Below are 19879 nucleotides of genomic sequence, written 5' to 3' on the forward strand. Positions count from 1 at the left end.
CGCGGTTCCTCTCACAACGGGATCGTGGTGAACGTTCGGACGTGCTCGTCGTCGCACGCGGTGGCCAGCACCCCTCCGTCGGCGCTGTGGGCGAGGTGCCGCACGACGGCCGGATGGGCGATGCGACCGGCCGGGGCGCCGTCCGGGTCGACGATCGACACCAGGCCGGACTCGGTCGCGATCGCCAGCGACCGGTCCGGGTGGAAGCTCAACGCCGTGACCGGGCTGGTCTGAGGGAGCGTGTGCAGCAGCACGCCGGTGGCGTTCCACAGCCGGACGGCCTGTTCCGCGCCCGCGGTCGCGAGCGTGCCGTCCGCGCTGATCGCCACCGCCACGACGTCGCTGGGGTGCGTGACCTGGCGCAGTGTCGTGCCGGTGGCCGCGTCGACGACCCGCGCCGTGCCGTCGGTGACGCCGACGGCCAGCAGATCGCCGCTGAACGCGATCCCGGACGCCTTGCCGTTCGGGTGGGAGATCCGGTGCAGTTCGGTGCCGTCGCGGAGGTCGAGGATTCTCGTGACGTGGTCGTTGCACGCCGTGGCCACGTGGTGCGCGCCCAACGCGACGGCCGTGACCGACTGCGGGTGCGTGTGACTCCACAGTGGACTCTGTTGCGCTGGGTCAGCGCCGGCGTCGCGGTCGTAGAGACGGGCGGTGCGGTCGGCGCATGCCACGGCGACCCGCCGGCCGCTGATCGCGACGTCGTTCACCGCGCCACCGAGCGTCGCCGCCCACACCGGCACGCCCTTCTCGGCGGTGAACAGGTGCACCAGCCGCGCGGTGCTGCCCGTGACCACGTGCTGACCGTCGTCGCTCATCGCGATCGACGTCAGCTTGCCCGTGTGCGACCGTTCCATCAGCACCGCTCCGGTCGTGGCGTCGACAGCGGTCGCGGTGGACTCGTCGTCCGCCGTGGCGACCCGTCCGGCACCGGCCGCGACCTGGAAGATCTTGCCGCGCACCCGGCGTCGGGAGAGTTCGAGCTGGCGGGTGTCGTAGAGCCGCAGGAACGTGTTGCCGCCCGCCGCGAGCTGGGAGCCGTCCGGGCTGTGGGCCACGACCCGCACGTCGTCACGGAGGTCCTGCCACAGCACCACGCCCGTACGGGTGTCGAGCACCGCGACGCCGTGGCGCGGTTCCCCCTCCGCGACGCCGAACCTGCGGTCGACGGCGAGACGAGTGCCCTTCGGGCTGAACGAGAGCGAGCCGGTGAAGCGGAAGTCCCCACCACCGAACTCGGTGAAGCACAACCGCTGTCCGTCATCGACCCTGCCGACGACGACACCGCGCGTCATGAGCGCGGCGATCGTGCGTCCGTCCGGACTGATCCGCCGCGGCCGGATCGGGTCGAGGGCCGTGTTGGGCAGGTCGAGCGTCGGGGTCGCCACCACCGCGCCGGTAACACGATCAGCGATCGTGACGTTGTGGCCGCGGCACAGCACGAACCTGTTGTCGTCGTTGCGGAACGACATGTCCGTCGGCAGGAAGGTCAGCGGTGTGGTCGCCCGCAACGCGCCGCTCGCCAGATCCCACAGCAGCAGGCGCGAGCTCTCGGCGACCGCGAGCGTCCTCGAGTCGGGGCTGAACGCGGTCTTGGCGGTCCCGTCACCGACATCGCGCACGAGCTGCCCGGTCGCCACGTCGACCAGCACCGTGCGAGAGGCGCCGTTCGGGTGGACCAGCAGGCCGCCGTCCGGGCTGTAGCGCACGACGCCGGTGCCGGCCAGGTCGAAGATCGTGTCGCCGGTCGAGCCGACCAGGAGCTTCACCCGACCTGTCGACTCGGACACCGCGACGCGTCCATCCGCCCGGACCGCCACGCTGGTCACGCCGCGGTCGCCGGACACGTGCCAGCGCAGCGATCCCGTGGCGACATCGACCCGCGCCACCCCACCGGACGAACCCGGCGCGCCCACGACGAGCCACTGGCCCGACGGGTGCCAGGCGACGGTGCCGACCGGGAACGGCAGTGCCACCTCGGTCCGCACCACCGCCACCGCGGTCACGGCGTGCCCGCGGCGAAGACCCGGACGACGTCGTCCTCGCACGCGGTCGCCAGCAACGCGCCGTCCGCGCTGAAGGCGAAGTCCCGCACCGGTTTCGGGTGCCGCAGCACCACCAGGTCCTGCCCTGTCCGCACGTCGCTCACCACGATCGCCGGACCACCGGACGCCACGCACAGCGCGGTGCCGCCCACCGCGAAACCCAGGCTGGTCACCGGACTCGTCGTGGTCAGCCTGCGCACTTCCGCCGGTTGCCCGGTGATGTCGTGGACCAGCACGAGGTTGTCCGCCCACGCCGTCGCGAGCAGCGTCCCGTCCTGGCTCAAGGCGACCAGGGAGCAGGCGAAGTTGCGGGTGACGCGCGCCCGCACGGCCGGCGCGACGGGGTCGATGATCGTGACCGCGCCGTCCTCGTTCGCGGTGACCAGCACGGCACCGAACGCGAGGTCGAACACCTTGCCGTCGCCCTCGACCGACATCACCTCGGCGCCGGTCTCGGCGTTGAACAACCGCGTCCTGCGGTCGACGCATCCGGTGGCCACCCACCGTCCGTCGGGGCTGATCGCGACACGGGTGACGGTCTGCGGGTGGGTCACCGGGTTCGCCCACCGGGTGCCGCCGTCGAGGCTGCGCAGCAAGCGGGCCGTCCGTCCACTCGCGACAGCGATCCACTCCCCCGCGGTCCCTCCGACCGCGAGCCCGTTGACCACGCCGATCTGCTCGACCTTCCACGACCGGTCACCGACGACGGAGAACAGCCGCGCACCGCTCGTTCCGCCGACCACGACCGACTGGCTGTGGTCGGCGAACCCGAGCGCGGACACACCGCCCGGCACGGGTTTGCGCGCCACGGCCACACCGCTCTCGGCGGCGAGCACGGTCACCGAGGAGTTGTCGTCGGCGACCGCCACGAACGGCGTTCCCGCCGGTGACATCTCGATCACCGTGATGGCGCCGACCTTCTGCCGGGACACTTCGAGACCGGTCTCGTGGACGCGCACGAACCCGGTCAGGTCGGCGTTGGCACCGCACGCGGCGATCAGCCTGCCGTCCGGGCTGAACTCGACGTCGCGCACCCGGTCGGACGCGGTGGCCTGCCACAGCGGGGCGCCGGTGGCCGCGTCCAGCACGACGAAACCGGAGATCGACGGGTTGCCGACGGTCTGGTTCACCGCCATCCGCCGCAGGTCGGGGCTGAAGACGACCTTGCTCGCCTCCGGCACGTCGGCCAGTGCGGGGAACCGCGGCGTGCCGTCGCTCACCCGGTACAGGCCGACGCCCGGCTCGACCACGCCCGCCACCCACCGCGAGTCCGGGGTGAACACCACCCCGCCCACCTGGAGTTCGGGGTGAGGCCGCACCACGGGCCCCGGCACGAGGTCGGGGAAGGAGTAGAGCCGGATCGTCCCGTCCCAGCACCCCGCCGCGAGCCACTTCCCGTCCGGGCTGAAGGCGACGTTCAACGTGCCGCGGTCGATCGACACGACACCCATGCCCTGCGGGTTGTCGAGGTCGACCAACGCGATGCCGGTACCTCCCGGTGCGGCGATCCAGCGCGAGTCGGGGCTGAACACCACCTGGGCGCGGCCGCTCTGCCACTCCCACGGACCGATCTGCTGCCCGGTGGCGACGTCGGCGGCCCAGAGGATCTGCCGCATCCCGTGGAACACGTCGGTGCCCCACCACGCGGCGCGCCGTCCGTTCGGGCTGAAGGCCGTGCTCTCCCCCCAGATGCCCTGGAACCCGAAGCGCAGCGCGCCGGTCTGCGCGCTCACCACACCGGTCATCGCGCCCGCGACCGCGATCGACTGGCCGTCCGGGCTGAAGGCGACGTCGTGCACCGGGCCGCAGTTCGTCACCGACCAGCCGGGCGGGCCGGGTTCCGCGGGCAGCGTGGTGAGGACGCCGACGGTGTTGAAGTCACCGATCCACGCGCCGGGCTGTGCGGCGGCGATCGCCAACCGCGAGGAGTCCGGCGCCCACGACACCCTGGATCCCGGCTGGGTCAGGGCCGTCGCGTTGACCTGTCGTCCGGCGCTCATGACTGCCAATCCGCGGGGATCAGGACCGTGTCCACGAACACGGTGCGCTGGGTCAGGTCCTTCGGGACGTCGGTGTCCGCGACACCGGGGAGGTTCTCGGACTCGCACAGCCGCAACCGCACCCGGCCGGACGCCGGCAACGTGAGCGGCGCGATGGTGCCGTCGGCGGCGCGGACGACGGCGTTCACCCTGCGCCACGCGGGCACGGCCGGGTCGTCGGAGACCAGGTCCAGCTTCTCCGCGTCGATCCCGGCGGGACAGCTCTCCAGCACGACCTCGAGCCGGTTGAGCGGTGCCGGCGAGACACCGCTGACCGTGACGCGCACCTGGTTGCCGCTGCGCTCGACGACGACGCGCCGGTCGGGCATCAGCGGAACGGTGTCAGCGGTGACCACAGTGGACAGTTGCAGGCCTGCGATGCTGTCCGGCTGGTAGCGGGCGACCACGAGGCTGACGAACGGGTGGTAGGACTGAGCAGTGGCGGGCAGGGACAGCTCGACGTCGGCGTGCCAGCGGTCTCCGTTCGGCGAGACGGGATACGGCACCACGGTCACCGGCTGACCGGTCTCCGGCAAGTTCAGCTGCGTGATCACACCCGGGGTGCGGAACCAGTCGACCGGCGTGACCGTCGCGACGGAAGGCGTGCCGAACAACGGATCGCGGCCCGTCCGCGTGCCGCCCGGTCCGACGATCACCGCGAGCTGTTCCCCTTCACCGGTCTCGAACCACGGCCGCCCGACCTCGACGCGCAGCCGTTGCCCCAGACGCGTGTGCTCGATCCGGTTCGGGCTCGGCCTGGTGCGCTGCCACCGGAACGCGGGCGTCACGCCGAGCACGGCGGGCGGGCTGGGCCGTGCGGACGACAGCACGTTCACCCGCCCCTGCGTCACCCTTGCCTCGAACGCGCTCTGGGGCTCGCTTTCCTTGAAGTACTCCCGGAAGCGGCTGAGCGCGTTCAGCGTGTAGGTGATCCAGCGGTGTTTGGTGTCGCCGAACTCGTGCCGCACCGGGATGCGTGTGACCGGGTCGTCGCTGCGGGCGATGGTCTCGCTGTGCAGGTGCTCGACGACGACCTGCCGTTCGCCGGGGCCCGCCTGTGCGCCGACGTCCTCGAACTCGGTCCACGTCGCGGAGATGTCGAGCCGCCCGGTGCTGTCGGTGTCGAGGCCTTCCTTCGGGAAGACCGTGTTGAGGACGGCCGTGGTGTCGTGGTGGGCTCGGGTGACGTCCAGCGGCGTGGTCCAGTGCGGGTCGGCGAGCGGGCGTTTCACCGCGTGCACGACCAGGATCCGGCGGGGCGGGGTCACCACGGGGTTGCGGCCGCGTTTGGTGTCGTCCGGTGAGATCGGCGGGTTCGCGAGGAAGTCCTGGATCGCGAGGTGGTTCTCCAGCTCTCCGTCTATTGTGGACGACAGTTCGACGACGGCCTGCTCCGCCTTGGCGAGCGTGAGTTCGAGCGTGTTGGCGTCCCGCCAGCGCAGCGTCACCGGGACCGCCGGGTCGGTGTGCGCGGCGAGTTTCACGACCTTCGGCTTGCGGTCGGGCCAGCGCGGCACCCAGTCGCTGTCGTCGCCGAGTGGCGCGGGCGGCCCGCCGGGTGCCTTGGGGACGTGGGCCATGACGCCGTTCGCGACCGGGTCGGGCAGTCCGGTTCCTGTTGCATCGGCGTGCATCGCCCGTTGGGCCAGCGCGAACGACTGCTCGTCGGTCAGCGCGTCGAGCATGCGGTGCTGTTCGACGAGGGTGAACGACACGGTCGGCGGGTGCAGCTCCCGCGTCTCGGTGAGCGGGTAGTCCGGGTCGTCGGCGTGGAGCTGCTCCGGGGTGCGGTCGCGGTCGCTGCGGACCACCAGCCGGTCGAGCGCGGCGCCAGCGGCGAACGTGGCTGGACCGCGCAACACCGGCGGCTGCACGGGGTCGTGCCTGCGGTAGGTGACGCTCGCGCTGGCCGCCGCGTTGCCGTCCAGCTCGGTGAGCCCGAGACCGCCGCCCGCCATGTCGGCGACGCGCACGCGCAGCTGGTAGCGGTCTGCGAACCGCAGCGCGGGCAGCCGTCCGGGAGGGATCGCGAAGTTCCAGCCGAAGTCGAACGGCAGCGGGTGCTCGGGATTGCGCGCGGAACCAGGCGTGTCGGCGCGCAGGTTCGGCCGGGGCAGCGTGAGGCTCCAGCCGTCCCAGCGCAGCACGATCTCGTCGGCCCGCAGCACCCCGTCCGCGCCGCGCACGGCCGCGAACGGCTTCATGTGCCCTTCCTCGCGTCCGGCGGCGACGTCGATGTCGTTGACGCGGTAGGTCACGTCGCGTTCGCACACCGACCGCCACGCCGAGCCCTCGCGCCGCACGTCCACGCGGTAGCCGAGCACGAGGTCGTCCGCGGTCAGCTCGGCGTCGGCCATCGAGTCCGCCGCCTGGTGGAGGTCGCCGAGGTGCAGGCGGTTCGCGAAGTCCGCCTGCCGTCCGGGCCGCAGCACCGCGAACCCGGCGGAGCGGATCGACGGCATCGTGGCGTGCTGCGGCGGGTTCTTCGCGTTGTCGTGAGCGGCCTGACGCAGCCCGCCGACCACCCCGTCGACGTCGAACGTCGAGATCGCCCACCGGCCGGGTTCCGGTGGTGCGGTCGGGTCGGTGAGCGAACGGGAGTCCGACAGGTCCAGCACACCGGCGCGGATCCCGGACGTCGTCCCCGGCGTGGCCGCGGGCCGGAAGACCGTGTCGGTCAGCTCGTAGCGCGTCCACGGCGAGGTGACCAGCGCCCTCAGGAACGGCGGGTCGACGCACCGCACGGACAACGCCCGGCCGCCGGTCGGTGCGCCCAGCTTGAGGTCCGCGACGTCGACCAGCAGCTCGAACACCAGCCCCAGCTCCAGCAGCACGGCCGGGTGCTCGCGCAGCGTCGACACCGTGCGGTGGAAGTCCGGTGCCGTGGGGACGGGCGGCTCGACCGCGGCCGGCGGCGCTTGCGGGAGCGGCGCGGCCCAGCCCGCGATCTCCGTGCGGATCAACGCATCCGTGGCGCCGGGGTCGTTCTTCGCGCCCTCGCGCGTGACTTTGCGGAAGGTTGTCGCCGCCTTGCGCGCGTCCTGGAACGTGCCCGACACCGTCGGCGGGGGCACGGTCTTCTGCTCCCACTCGTTGACCAGTCCCGCGTCACCGCCGAAGAACGCGGTCCACACGTTCGACCGCGCGCGGGCGACGTGCTCGATCCGATGCGTGGCAACGGCTTCTCCGGCCGAGGTGCGGGTGCGCAGCTGGAAACCCGCGTCGTTGACGAGGGTGGACGGCCAGTCGTCGAGCCCGAAGTCGCTGATGCTGCCGGCCGCGAGCCTGGGCACGACGAGCACGCGGAGCGAGGCTTTGCCGGTCGGCCTGAGACCGTTGGGGACCGCCACCCACAGCAGCTCGCTCATGGCCGCACCTCGAACATCCGCACCACGTGGTCGTCGCACCCCGTCACGACACCTGACCCGAACGCCAGGCACCGCACCGGTTTCGGGTGGATCAACCGGCCGACCTCGGTGCCGCTCAATGGATCCAGCACCCGTGCCACCGGGTGCTCGGTCGCCACCACGAGCGCGCCGTCCGCGTCGAACCCGAGCGCGGTCACCGGTGCGGCGGGGGTGAACCTGTGCAGCGGGGTGCCGTCGGCCCGCCACACGCGGACGTCCGGTCCCGCCGTGGCGACCAGTGATCCGTCGCCGTTCACCGCCACCAGGCCGACCGGGCCGTCGTGCTCGATCCGGCGCCGGTTCCCTCCGGTGATCACGCTCGCGCTGCCGTCGTCGCTGGCGCTCGCGATGATCCCGTTCGCGCTCACCGTCAGCGCTCGGATCCGGGCGTCGTGGTCGAACTCGTGCCGCACCGCGCCCGTCGCCAGGTCGAGCACACGGATCCGGCGGTCCTGCGCGGCGGTGGCCACGAAGTCGGTTCCGGCCACGACGTGCGTGACCGCCGCGGGGTGCTGCTGCGCCCACCGGGGCTGGTGGTCGTCGACGCTGTCCGCGGGCTCCTGGTCGAACAGCCGCGCGAACCGGTCGCTGCTCGCGGTGGCGACGAACCCGTCCCGGCTGAACGCCACGGCGTTGACCGGCCCGCGGTGCTTCGCCACCCAGCGCTTGTCCGTGCCGACACCGAAGTGGCGGCACCGGCCGTCGGTGTTGCCGGTCACGACTCCCCTGCCGTCCGGGCTCACCGCGACCGAGGTGATCACCCCGGAGTGCACGCGTTCGAGCAGCGGACCGCTCGCGCGGAAGACCGTGAGAACCGCCTCGTCGCGGGTCGACACCGCCGCCACGACGCCCGCCGCGGTGGCCACGACCGTCACCGGACCGCCGCAGTCCTGGCGGGCACGAACGGCGTTGCCGGTCTCGTAGACCCGCACGAAGTCCACCCCGCACGCGACGACCCGTGCCCCGTCGCCGCTGAACGCCAGGTCGGCGATCGGCTGCCGGTCCTGCCACACCACCGCGCCGGTCCGGGTGTCCAGCACCATCACACCGGGGCGCAGGCCGAGGGCGTTGACCGCGAACTCACCGCCGTCGGGCCGGAACGACATGGCCGTTGCGGCGGGAATCAACGGCAACTGCATTCCGGTCAGCGTCTGTCCGCTCGCGACATCGATGAGGCTCAGGGTGTGCCGGAAGAGCGCGACCTGCGAGATGGCCGCGAGCACCCGCCGGTCAGGGCTGAAGCGGATGGTGTCGGCGGCCCGATTGCTCGCCCTCAGCAGCTCGGGAGCGCTGACACGGGACCGTTCGGTGATCACCCCGCCGACGAGCCCCGGCGCGTACTCGATGACCGTGCCGAACCGCCCGCTCGCCACGAGCACGCCGCCGTCCTCGGTGAACGCGCAAGCCGACGCGAACCCGTCGTGCTCGTTCATCTGCCACACCGCCACGCCGCTCCGGCTGTCCACCAACGACGGCGTGCCCGTGCAGAGCCGGGCCGAATCGGCGCTGAAAACCGGTGACGCGAGGCAGCGGCCCTGCCGGTGCAGCAGGACACCGGAGTCGGCGTCGAGCACGAACACCGAGTCGCTGACAACTCCGAGCAGCTTCGAGTCCGGGCTGAACCGCGGGCGCCCCTGACCGGGCACGCTCCACCGCAGTTGTCCCGTCTCGGCGTCGAGCACGCAGATGCGCGCGTCGCCGGTGCTCACCGCGATCCGTTTCGCGTCGGGCGACACGGCGATCTCCAGGCACCACAGGTCGTCGACGCGCCAGCGCTCCTGACCGGTCTGGGCGTCCAGCACGGTGATCCCGAGCGGGTCGTCACCGAGGCGCCCGGCACCGACCACGACCCACCGGTCGTCCGGGCTCCACGCGACCCGGCCCGCCTGGTGTGCCACGGTGGCGTGGAACACGACGCGGAACTCGTGCGGCGGCGTGGTTTCCCCTTGCGCGGCAAGCATGATCTGGTTGTCGTTGCCGGACTCGTCGGCGAACGCGGCCCGGTACTCCCGCCACTGCGCCAGCGCGTCGAGTGCCCCCACGTCGTCCAGCGGGTGCATCTGGGGACCGCTCCCGCCCGCCAGCACCCACTCGCCGCTGTCCAGCTCGACGCTGTCCGACCACAGCGTCAGGTCGATCTCGATCACCAGCGTCGCCCGGCCGACCAGCGCCTTGCGTTGCGCCTGGTAGGTCATCGACAGGCACAGCTCGATCGACACCGAGATCAGCCCGAGCACCTCGACGCACCCGCCGATGCGCAGGTACCCGGTCAACGTCACCGCTCCCCCGCGTTCGAGCGCGAACCGCACTCCGCCCAGCGCGTGGACCTCACCGGACGCGATGACGAAGTCCACCGCGACGAACGCGCCGAACTCCAGCGCGATCTCGAACAGCCGCAGCCCGTCCCGGTCGAGCTCGATCTCGACGTACCCGCCGCCGCCGAACATCATGACGCTGAGCTGGAACGGGTTGGCGCGGCTCGCGAACCCCAGCGCGACAACCACCGGTCCGCCGGTGAACGGGATGTCGATGCGTGCCGAGAAAGCGATGTTGCGCATCACGAACACACCGGCCGCGATCGGTGCCAGCGGCAGCGCGTACCGGACCCTGATCCCGGTCGGCGACACGTCGAGCAGCTTGCCGGCCGCGCCGAAGTCGACAGCGTCCTGGAGCTTCTCCAGCAGTTGCAACGCGCCCAGGAACTCGGCCTTCACCCCGCGCACGTCCACCGAGGGCGCGCTGCCGCCGCGCTGGGTGAACTTCATCTCGGCGAAAGTCAGCCGCAGCACGGCCTTCGGTCCGGGCGGCAGCTCGAACGCGAAGTCCTTGACCGTGCACACCTTCTCGTTCGTGCCGACGTCGAGGTCGAGCCGAGTCGACGGCCGCGCGATGAACGGCCCGACCGACTTGAGCGTCACGTCGGTCCACCGCAACCGGATCTCCGGCGGCGACCCGGGAATCGGGACCGACGTGATCTGCGGCGGCCGTTTCAGCTGGTGCAGCAACGACTTCAGCGACATCCCGAGCAACGTCGCCGCGTCGGACGGGAACAGGCTGGAGGGGTCGATCAGCCCGGTCGCCGGGTTCGGCAGCGCCTGCAGGCTGACGGGCCCGAGCGTGCGGGAGATGGCGTTGGTGGCGTACTTCAACGCGACCAGCCCACCGGAGGAGTCCGCGTTGCGGGAGAAATCGATGTCCCGCCCCTGCGCGGGCAGCATCTCCAGCACGACGTCCTCGGCCGCGCTCTGCAGGTACTTCTGCGCGAACCGCACCTTCGACACCGCGTTGTCGCCGCGCAACACCCGCAACGCAGGCAGCGCCAGTTCCAGCTCGGTCAGCACCGGCCGGTACCCGTCACGCACCTCGCCGAGCCCGCCCACTGTGATCGAATGCACCTCGTGCACATCACCCGCAGCCCGCTGCGGCGCCTTGACCAGATCCAGCACCGCCCCCGGCAACGCCGCCCGGCTCGTCCCGTAGTCGGCCGCGAGCCGCCGCGCGAGCTCGGGACTGGCCAGCGTGTCGACCGCGGGCCGCCGGTCCTCGACGAACAGCAACGGCAACCGGAAGCTCACCCCACCCGCCCGCACCCCGAACTGCACCACCTGCCCGGTGAGCGTGGTGGGCCAGAAGTGCGTCAGCACGTTCCCCGCACCCGGCAACGCTGTGGTGAAGTGGTTGGGTGGCGCCAAATCCGCTATCGATGCCGTCGTGATCTCCACGTCCCCCAACGGAAACCCGCGCCGCAACACACCGTCGCTCGGCGCGCGCCTCACCGGTTCGACCACGGTCAGCACCCGCGTCGCCCGCACGACAGCCGCCCCGCCCGCCGCCGGGTCGAACGTCCTGGTGAACACCTGCACGAACTGAGCCCGGTGCCCCAACGGGTAGAGCACGCCGCGCGCCAACGTGCGCACGTGCATGTCCCTGCCGAGCACGGCGTGGTGCTCCCACTCGAAATTGGGCCACGTCCCGACCACGTCGAGCGTGCCACCCACCGTGCTGAGCTCGAGCCGCTGCACCGCCGCGGGCTTCTGGTTGCTCTCGTCGAACACCCGCAACCGACCGTCGCGCGCCAGCGTCAGCGAGTTGCCAGGGGCGAACGCCGGGTCGGCCGTGTCCGCACGCTGCCGGTCGGTCGCGCGCACCTGGTCGGCGGTGAGCCGGGTCCGCCACATCCCGCTGACCTCGGCGGACGTCACGGGGCTGACCGGGTGGCGGCACGTGACCGGGCCGGCGGGACCGAGGAGCAGCCGCCACGGGAGCTCGACAGCCGCGGCCACCACGGGATTGGCCTTGAGCGCGGCGAGCACGCCCTGTGCGGTCAACGGGACGCGTGTACCTGCGGGAACGTCGACTGTGACCTGACTGCCTGCCGACAGCACACCCCGCCAGGCGGGCACCGTGCCCCCGGCCCCGTTCGACAGCTGCACGGGGGCGGCGGAACCGGGCGGCGAGGCCTCCTCGCCCACGTGCTGGGGCGGGAACAACACCTCCAGCCTGGCTCCGGCGGACGCGGTCAGCACCGGCACGCCGGACTCTGTCTCGCTCGTGAAATTGGACCACCGCACGCCGACGACGAGGTGGTCGTCGGGGCGCACGAGCAGGTGGGACGCCATCGGCCGACACCTCCGTCCACGGGAAGCGGGTCCCGGTGTAAGGGAGTCGGTGGTGGTATCGGGGTGTTACGCGCCGCCCGTTCGGATCTGCGGCACAACACCCGATCGGCCTAGTGGCGCGGGTGGGCGAGCGGGGCGGTGCTGACGGCCGTGCGGTGCGGCGGGCTGATTTTGGTCAGCACTGAAGCCACAGAACCCATCATCACCAACGGACCGCCACCTCCCGCCGCGGCCTCCACCGCAGATGAACGTTCCGATCCGACTCCTCCGCCCGCAACAACGACAACCGCGGCCGCACCGCATCCGTCCGCGACGAAGGCGGCTTCCGGCTCCCCGCCTGGTACTGCACGGGCCAGTCCACGGGATAGGACTGCTCCGCCGCCGCGTGCAACGTCCAGTGCGGGTCGTAAAGGTGCGTCCGTCCGATCGCACAAAGATCCGCACGCCCAGCCAGCAGGATCGAGTTCACGTCGTCGTAAGAGGCGATCGCCCCTACCGCGATCACCGCAGCACCGGTACCCGCGGCGGCCTCGTGACGGATCCGGTCGGCGAACGGCGTCTGGTACGAGCGGCCGTACGCCGGACGTTCAAGAGCAGTCACCTGACCCGAGGACACGTCGATGGCGTCGGCGCCGGCCGCGATGAACGCGCGGGCGATCTCGACCGCGTCGTGCTCGGTGTTGCCGTCGGGGGCCCAGTCGGTGGCCGAGATGCGCACGATCATCGGGCGGTCGGCGGGCCACTCCGCACGGACCGCCTCGAACACCTCCAGCGGGTACCGCAGGCGGTTCTCCACAGAGCCGCCGTACGCGTCGGTTCGCTGGTTCGTGAGAGGCGAGAGGAACGACGACAGCAGGTAGCCGTGAGCGCAGTGCAGTTCGAGCAGGTCGAACCCACAAGCAGCACCGCGGCGCGCGGCAGCGACGAACTCACCGACAATTCGGTCCATCTCGGCGCGGTCGAGCTCGCGCGGGACCGGGGAGCCCGGTCCGTACGGCAGGGGTGACGGGCCCACGACCGGCCAGTTGCCGTCTGGCAGCGGCTCGTCCATGCCCTCCCACATCAGGCGGGTCGAGCCCTTGCGGCCGGAGTGGCCCAGTTGCAGGCCGATGCGGGCGGTGCTCCGCGTGTGGACGAACGACACGATTCGTTCCCACGAGTCGCGCTGCTCGTCGGTCCACAAGCCCGTGCAGCCCGGAGTGATTCGGCCCGATGCAGACACGCACACCATCTCGGTCATCACCAGGCCCGCGCCGCCCATGGCCTTGGAGCCCAGGTGCACCAGGTGGAAGTCGCCCGGCACGCCGTCGACGGCGGAGTACATGTCCATCGGTGAGACGATCACCCGGTTCTTCAGCTCCAGGTTCCCCAACCGGAACGGCTGAAACATCGCCGGCGCGACACTCACACATCCCTCCGACGCCGCGAAGGCCGCGTCCACGCGGTCGGCGAACTCCGAGTCGCGGGTGCGGAGGTTGTCGTAGGTGATGCGGCGGGAGCGCGTCAGCAGGTTGAAGCAGAACCGGGTCGCCTCCTGGCCCGCGTACATGCCGATGTTCTCGAACCACTCCAGCGACGCCTGCGCGGCACGCTGCGTCGACAGCACGACCGGGCGGCGCTCGGCTTCGTAGGCGGTCAACGCCGTGTCCACGTCGGCGTGTTCGTGCAGGCACGCGGCCAGTGCGAGCGAGTCCTCCATCGCCAGCTTCGTGCCGGAGCCGATCGAGAAGTGCGCGGTGTGGGCGGCGTCGCCGACGAGGACCAGGTTGCCGTCGTGCCAGCGCTCGTTGCGCACGGTGGTGAAGCTCAGCCACTTCGAGTTGTTCGCGAACACCTCGTGGCCGGCCAGCTCCTCGGCGAACAGCGAACGGATCCGGTCAACGGCACGCTCGTCGGACTCACCCGGCGCGAACTCCTCGACCGTGTCGAACCCCGCCCGGCACCACACGTCCTCGTGCATCTCGACGATGAACGTCGAACCGGCGTCTGAGTAGGGGTAGCCGTGGACCTGCACGGTCCCCCACTCGGTGTCCTTGACGAAGAACTGGAACGCCTCGAACACCAGGTCCGTGCCCAGCCACATGTACTTGTTGTGCCGACGGTCCAAAGTGGTCTGAAACACGTCCGAAAAGGACTGCCGCACCGACGAGTTGACACCGTCGGCTCCGACCACCAGGTCGTGACCACCGCGCAGGAACGAGACATCCGGCGCGGGCGTCGAGAAATGCACCACCACACCGAGATCACGGCACCGCTGCTGCAACAGGCCGAGCAGCTCCTTGCGGCTCATCGCGGCGAACCCCTGCCCGCCAACGGTGTGCGTCTCGCCGCCGTAGTGGATGTCGATGTCGGTCCACCGCGCGAACCGGCGCGTCATCGCGTCGGCGAACTCCGGGTCGGCGTTCTCGATGCCGCCGAGAGTCTCGTCGGAGAACACCACGCCGAAGCCGAACGTGTCGTCCGGCGCGTTGCGTTCCCAGACGGTGATGTCGTGCGCGGGGTCCAGCTGTTTCATCAACGCGGCGAAGTACAGGCCACCCGGCCCGCCGCCGACGATCGCGATCTTCACGCGGACACCTCGTCCTCAACGATCTTGCGGAGCGCGAACCGCTGCAGCTTGCCGCTCGCGTTGCGCGGCAAGGCTTCCACGAACCGCACGTCGCGCGGGTACTTGTAGGGGGCGATGGTCCGCTTCACGTGGTCCTGGATCTCCTTGGCCTTCGCGGCGCCGCCCTCGACGCCCTCCCGCAGCACCACGAACGCGCACACGACCGAGCCGCGTTCGTCGTCGGGCTTCGCGACGACGGCGGACTCCAGCACGTCGGGGTGGGTGTCGACGGCCTCCTCCACCTCGGGGCCGCCGATGTTGTAGCCGGAAGAGACGATCATGTGGTCGCTGCGGGCGTGGTAGTGGAAGTAGCCGTCGGAGTCGCGGTGGAAGACGTCGCCGGTGACGTTCCAGCCGTTCACCACGTAGTCCTTCTGGCGCTCGTCGTCGAGGTAGCGGCAGCCGACCGGGCCGATCACGCCGAGGCGACCCGGTTCACCCGGGCCGAGCTCGAGGCCGTCGGGGTCGAGCACGGTGGCGCGGTAGCCCGGCACGGGTTTCCCGGTGGAGCCGGGCCGGATGTCGTCACCGGCGGCGGAGATGAAGATGTGCAACAACTCCGTGGCACCGATCCCGTCGATCACGCGCAGGCCGAGCCGGTCGCGCAGCCGTTCCCACGTCTGCACCGGGATGTGCTCCCCCGCCGACACCGCGGTCCGCAGGCCCTTGAGCTTGACGTCGGCGCCGTCGCGCAGGATCGCCTTGTACGCGGTCGGCGCGGTCGCGAGCACGGTGACTCCGTGCTGTGCCACCAGATCCGCGACCTGCGCGGGCGTGGCGGCCTCGGTCAGCAACGCGCAAGCACCGGCACGCAACGGGAACACCACGAGCATGCCCAGCCCGAACGTGAACGCGAACGGTGCCGTGCAGGCGACGAGGTCGTCCGGGTTCAGCCGCAGCACGTGCCGGCCGAACGTGTTGTCGATCGACAGGACGTCGCGGTGGAAGTGCATGGTGATCTTCGGCGACCCGGTGCTCCCGGACGTGGGCGCCAGCAACGCCACGTCGTCGGCGGCGGTGTCCACGGCCGTGAACTCCCCCGGCTTGCCCGAACAGCGCGCCTCGAGGTCGTCGTAACCCACCACCGTCAAGGACAAGGCCTCGACGTCCTCGGTGAACCTGTTGTCCACCAACGCGATCGTCGGACGCGTCCGCTCCACGATCGGCGCGAGCTCACGGGTGCGCAGCGCGGCCATGGTCGTCACCAGGACACCACCGGCCTTCAGCACGCCGAGCCAGGCCGCCACCGTCCACGGGTTGTTGGGCGAGCGCAGCAGAACCCGTTGCCCCGGCACGAGACCGAGGTCGTCGACCAGGACGTGCGCCACCTGGTTCGCGCGGGTCAGCAGGTCGCCGTAGGACCACACCTCCCCCGCCGGCGTGCGCAACGCCGGGCGGTCCGGCCCGAACCGCGCCGCCGGAACGTCGATCAGTTCGGTGGCGGCGTTGAGACGGTCCGGGTACTGCAGCTCCGGCGTCGTGAACTCGATCGCCGGCCACAGCGCCGCCGGTGGGAGATGATCACGAGCGAAGGTGTCCATGGTCAGTCCTTCCGCGGGCGGCGGGTCAGGCAGTGACGTCAAGCGGGGCGGATCATGCCCTCCTGGGCAACGGTGGCGAGATGACGGCCGTCGCGGGTGAAGAAACGGCCGGAACCCAGGCCGCGGCCCGCATCTGCAGCGACCGCCTCCTGCACGTAGAGCAGCCAGTCGCCGACCGGTGCCTCGCGGTGGAACCACATGGCGTGGTCGAGGCTCGCGGTGACCAGGCCCGGCCGCGCCCACGGCAGGTCGAGCACCCGCAGGATCGGCTCCAGGATCGTGTAGTCGCACATGTACGCCAGTGCGGCCAGGTCGCGTTGGGCGTCGGTCAGGCCCTCGACCGGGCGCAACGCGTCGAACGGCTTGAGCCACACCGCCTGGTGCGGCACCCGCTCGCCCTCGACCGAGAGGTAGACGGGACCGGGCACGTGCCGCATGTCGAAGCTGCGCCCGGCGGACCAGTAGGCCTTCGACTCCTCGGTCATCGTGCCGCCGCTGCGCCCGGCGAGGTAGTCCGCCGAACTGGGCAGCGTCTCCGGAGCGGGCAGTCCCTCGGTGAACGCGGCCTGGAAGGTGCCACCCGGTTCACCGGCGGCGAAGTTCGCCAGGCAGACGTAGAGAGGCTTGCCGTTCTGGTAGCCGCGGACCTGCCGGGTGCTGTAGCCCCGGCCGTCGCGCAGCAACTCCACCTCGTACCGCACCTGCGCGCCGATGTCGGCCGGACGCAGGAAGTAGCTGTGCATCGAGTGCAGCGTCTTGCCGTCGGTCACCGAACGCATGGCCGCGGCGGCCGCGGCCGCGACGAGGTCTCCCCCGTAGGCCTTGGGCCACGGGCAGGGCTGGGTGACGGCGGTGAACGCCAGGTCGAAGTGCTCCGGGTCGGCCTTCTCCAGCGTGATCGCGGAGGTGAAGATCGCAGAGGTCATCGGGTCAGCCAATCGCGCAGATCCTCGTCTGGCACGTCATCCAGGTTGACGACGATGTTCTCCGGAGTGCGCGTCGTCATCCACGTGAGCGGTTTCGTGCGCGAGAGGTTGCACTCGATGTGCGGCATGAACGGCGGCACGAACACCCAGTCGCCCTCCTCCATGTCGACGTAGTCCTCGAACTTCTCGCCGAAGTAGATGCGTGCCCGTCCCGACAGGACGTACCCGCCGGTCTCGGCCTCGCCGTGGTGGTGGGTGACCGAGCGGTAGCCGGGCTCGTTGCTGACCTTGCCGAACCACAGCCTGCGGGCCGGGGTGTGCTGGATGCTCACGCCGGAGATCCGCACCGCCCCACCGGAGTCGGCGGTGTCCGGGTTCTCCGCGCCACCCCGCGTCACCACCGGGGCGACGAGGCCGCTGGGCAGCCGGTACATCGAGTTGTCGCCTTCGAGCTGGTACTTGCTCAGGTCGGGCTCCATATCTCGTATTCTTCACGACCGTCAGATAGTGTCAATACACATGAGGCCTGTAGCAGTGAATCCGGCGAGTCTCCCGGCACCGAGCGGCTACTCCCACGGCACGCTCGTGGGCACGACGCTGCACCTGGGCGGGCAGACGGCGACCGACGCCGACATGAAGATCGTTCCCGGCGGCATCGTCGAGCAGTTCCGCCAGGCGTTCGGCAACGTGCTCACCACGTTGCGCGAGGTCGGGGGCGAGCCGGAAGACCTGGTCAGCATCACGATCTACCTCACGGACATCCCGGACTACCAGGCGCACGGCAAGGAGATCGGCAAGGTGTGGCGCGAGCTCGCCGGCCCCGTCTACCCGGCCATGGCGGGCATCGGCTGCACCGGGCTGTGGCAGCCGGACGCCCTCATCGAGATCCTCGGTGTCGCGGTCATCCCGGAAGACCGCCTGGTCAGGCCGAGCTGAATCGATAGCGTTTTCATGATCAGCGAAATGGAGACGCCATAGTGAAGATCGGTTCTCTCACCGTCGACGGCGTCCGCCGCGCCGGTCTCGTGCACGCCGCGGAGCAGTCGATCACGTTGCTGGACACGACCGTCGACGACGTCGTGCGGGGCGGACCGACGGGTGCCCGCGGTGAGGTGCTGCCGCTCTCGCAGGTCCGGCTCGAGTCGCCGGTGCACCGCTTCAACCGCGACGTCCTGTGCACCGGCTGGAACTACCTCGACCACTTCGAGGAGTCGAAGGGCAAGCGCGAGGGGCAGGGCCCCACCGAGATGCCGCTGCACCCGACGTTCTTCACCAAGGGCCCGGACACGGTCATCGGCCCGTTCGACGACATCGCCTACGACCCGGCGCTTTCGCAGAAGTGGGACTACGAGGCCGAGATCGCGATGGTCATCGGCCGCGACGGCCGCTCGATCCCCGAGGAGAAGGCGCTCGACCACGTCTTCGGCTTCCTCGTCGCCAACGACGTCTCGCAGCGCGATCTCCAACGCGCGCACGGCGGGCAGTGGCTCAAGGGCAAGAGCATCGACGCCACCATGCCGCTCGGACCGTGGATCACCACACCCGACGAAGTGGACCTCGCCGGCATGCAGGTGCAGTGCGAGGTCAACGGCGTGCTGCTGCAGAACGCCTCCAGCGCGCAGATGGCGTTCTCGTTCGCCCGGATCATTTCCGAGCTCAGCCGCGGCATGACCCTGCGCGCCGGGGACGTGGTCCTCACCGGCACGCCCAGCGGCATCGGCAGCGCCCGCGAGCCGCAGATCTTCCCCCGCGACGGCGACGTGGTGGTGACTCGCGTGAGCGGGCTGGGCGAGCTGCGCAACACTGTCACCCTCACGGAACTCAGCTGACCGAGGAGAGGGCCCTGAACGTCGCGCTGACCACAGAACCGACGGCCGGCACCGGGCGCGACCGGCTCGGCCCGCTCATCGTCACGATCTTCGGCCTCTACGCCCGCGGCGAGGACAACTGGCTCTCCGTGGCGTCCGTCGTCCAGCTCATGGCGGACCTCGGCGTGGAGGGCCAGGCCGTGCGGTCGTCGATCTCGCGGCTCAAGCGCCGCGGCGTGGTCCGCAGCGACCGCCGCGACGGCGCCGCGGGGTACGCCCTGTCGGAGCAGACCCTGGAGACGCTCGCGGAAGGCGACGCCCGGATCTTCGAACGCCGGCGCGCGACCGCCGACGACGGGTGGCTCGTGGTCGTGTTCTCCGTGCCCGAGTCCGAACGGGAGAAGCGCCACGCGCTGCGCACCAGCCTGACCCAGCTCGGCTTCGGCACGGCGGCGCCGGGGGTGTGGGTCGCGCCGGGCAACCTCGCCGCGGAGACCCGGCGGACCCTGGAACGCCGCGGGCTGGCCGAGTACGTGGACATCTTCACCGGCGAGCACTTCGCGTTCGGGGACCTGCGGTCGAAGGTGCGCACGTGGTGGGACCTCGACGAGCTGGCCGACCTGTACGCGGACTTCCTGCGCCGCCACCGGCCAGAGCTCGACATCAGCGTGACGACCCCGGAGCAGGCGTTCCAGATCTACGTGCCGATGCTGACCCAGTGGCGCCGCCTGCCCTACAGCGACCCCGGACTCCCCCTCGCACTGCTGCCTCCCGGGTGGAACGGCGTCACGGCCGAAACGTTGTTCGAGGAGCTCAACACCACGCTGAGCGCGCCGGCACGCGAGCACGCGCTGGCCGTGATCCACGGCCAGGCCTGACGCGTGCC

At 71.0% G+C, this 19879-nt stretch carries 11 protein-coding genes; 3 read left to right on the forward strand and 8 right to left on the reverse strand.

Going from position 1 to position 19879, the window contains the following annotated elements:
• Window positions 1-11: 11 nt before the first annotated feature.
• From AOM45_RS08240 to AOM45_RS08275, 8 genes are all read right to left on the reverse strand, one after another.
• Window positions 12-2006, reverse strand: a complete 1995-nt coding sequence (locus tag AOM45_RS08240) for a WD40 repeat domain-containing protein (RefSeq protein ID WP_030473951.1) — start codon at window positions 2004-2006, stop codon at window positions 12-14.
• Window positions 2003-4045: a WD40 repeat domain-containing protein gene (locus tag AOM45_RS08245; protein ID WP_030473952.1), complete on the reverse strand. Its 2043-nt coding sequence runs from the start codon at window positions 4043-4045 to the stop codon at window positions 2003-2005. The genes AOM45_RS08240 and AOM45_RS08245 overlap by 4 nt, the downstream gene beginning before the upstream one ends.
• Window positions 4042-7452 (reverse strand): hypothetical protein, encoded by a 3411-nt coding sequence (locus tag AOM45_RS08250; protein WP_030473953.1) that lies wholly within the window; start codon window positions 7450-7452, stop codon window positions 4042-4044. The genes AOM45_RS08245 and AOM45_RS08250 overlap by 4 nt, the downstream gene beginning before the upstream one ends.
• The gene (locus AOM45_RS08255) at window positions 7449-12110 is read right to left on the reverse strand and encodes a WD40 repeat domain-containing protein (protein ID WP_030473954.1); all 4662 of its coding nucleotides are present in this window, start codon (window positions 12108-12110) and stop codon (window positions 7449-7451) included. The genes AOM45_RS08250 and AOM45_RS08255 overlap by 4 nt, the downstream gene beginning before the upstream one ends.
• A 202-nt stretch (window positions 12111-12312) precedes the next feature.
• Complete coding sequence (locus tag AOM45_RS08260) at window positions 12313-14679, reverse strand: bifunctional salicylyl-CoA 5-hydroxylase/oxidoreductase (RefSeq protein WP_030473955.1); 2367 nt, start codon at window positions 14677-14679, stop codon at window positions 12313-12315.
• The gene (locus tag AOM45_RS08265; RefSeq protein ID WP_030473956.1) at window positions 14676-16259 is read right to left on the reverse strand and encodes an AMP-binding protein; all 1584 of its coding nucleotides are present in this window, start codon (window positions 16257-16259) and stop codon (window positions 14676-14678) included. Before AOM45_RS08265 ends, AOM45_RS08260 begins: the two co-directional genes overlap by 4 nt.
• A 38-nt stretch (window positions 16260-16297) precedes the next feature.
• The gene (locus AOM45_RS08270) at window positions 16298-17185 is read right to left on the reverse strand and encodes an acyl-CoA thioesterase (RefSeq protein ID WP_030473957.1); all 888 of its coding nucleotides are present in this window, start codon (window positions 17183-17185) and stop codon (window positions 16298-16300) included.
• A complete protein-coding gene (locus AOM45_RS08275; RefSeq protein ID WP_030473958.1) occupies window positions 17182-17664 on the reverse strand; it encodes a cupin domain-containing protein in 483 nt (160 codons plus the stop codon). The genes AOM45_RS08270 and AOM45_RS08275 overlap by 4 nt, the downstream gene beginning before the upstream one ends.
• Window positions 17665-17704: 40 nt before the next feature.
• On the opposite strand from AOM45_RS08275, the gene AOM45_RS08280 reads away from it, so the two are divergent.
• The 3 genes from AOM45_RS08280 to AOM45_RS08290 all read left to right on the forward strand — a co-directional run bounded on the left by AOM45_RS08280 (window position 17705) and on the right by AOM45_RS08290 (window position 19871).
• A complete protein-coding gene (locus AOM45_RS08280) occupies window positions 17705-18121 on the forward strand; it encodes a RidA family protein (protein WP_030473959.1) in 417 nt (138 codons plus the stop codon).
• Between the two features lie 41 nt (window positions 18122-18162).
• Window positions 18163-19014: a fumarylacetoacetate hydrolase family protein gene (locus AOM45_RS08285; RefSeq protein ID WP_030473960.1), complete on the forward strand. Its 852-nt coding sequence runs from the start codon at window positions 18163-18165 to the stop codon at window positions 19012-19014.
• 86 nt (window positions 19015-19100) lie between these two features.
• On the forward strand, window positions 19101-19871 hold the full coding sequence (locus tag AOM45_RS08290; protein WP_269083634.1) for a PaaX family transcriptional regulator: 771 nt from the start codon (window positions 19101-19103) through the stop codon (window positions 19869-19871).
• Window positions 19872-19879: the final 8 nt, after the last annotated feature.

Source organism: Lentzea aerocolonigenes (assembly GCF_000974445.1).
Classification (GTDB): domain Bacteria; phylum Actinomycetota; class Actinomycetes; order Mycobacteriales; family Pseudonocardiaceae; genus Lentzea; species Lentzea aerocolonigenes.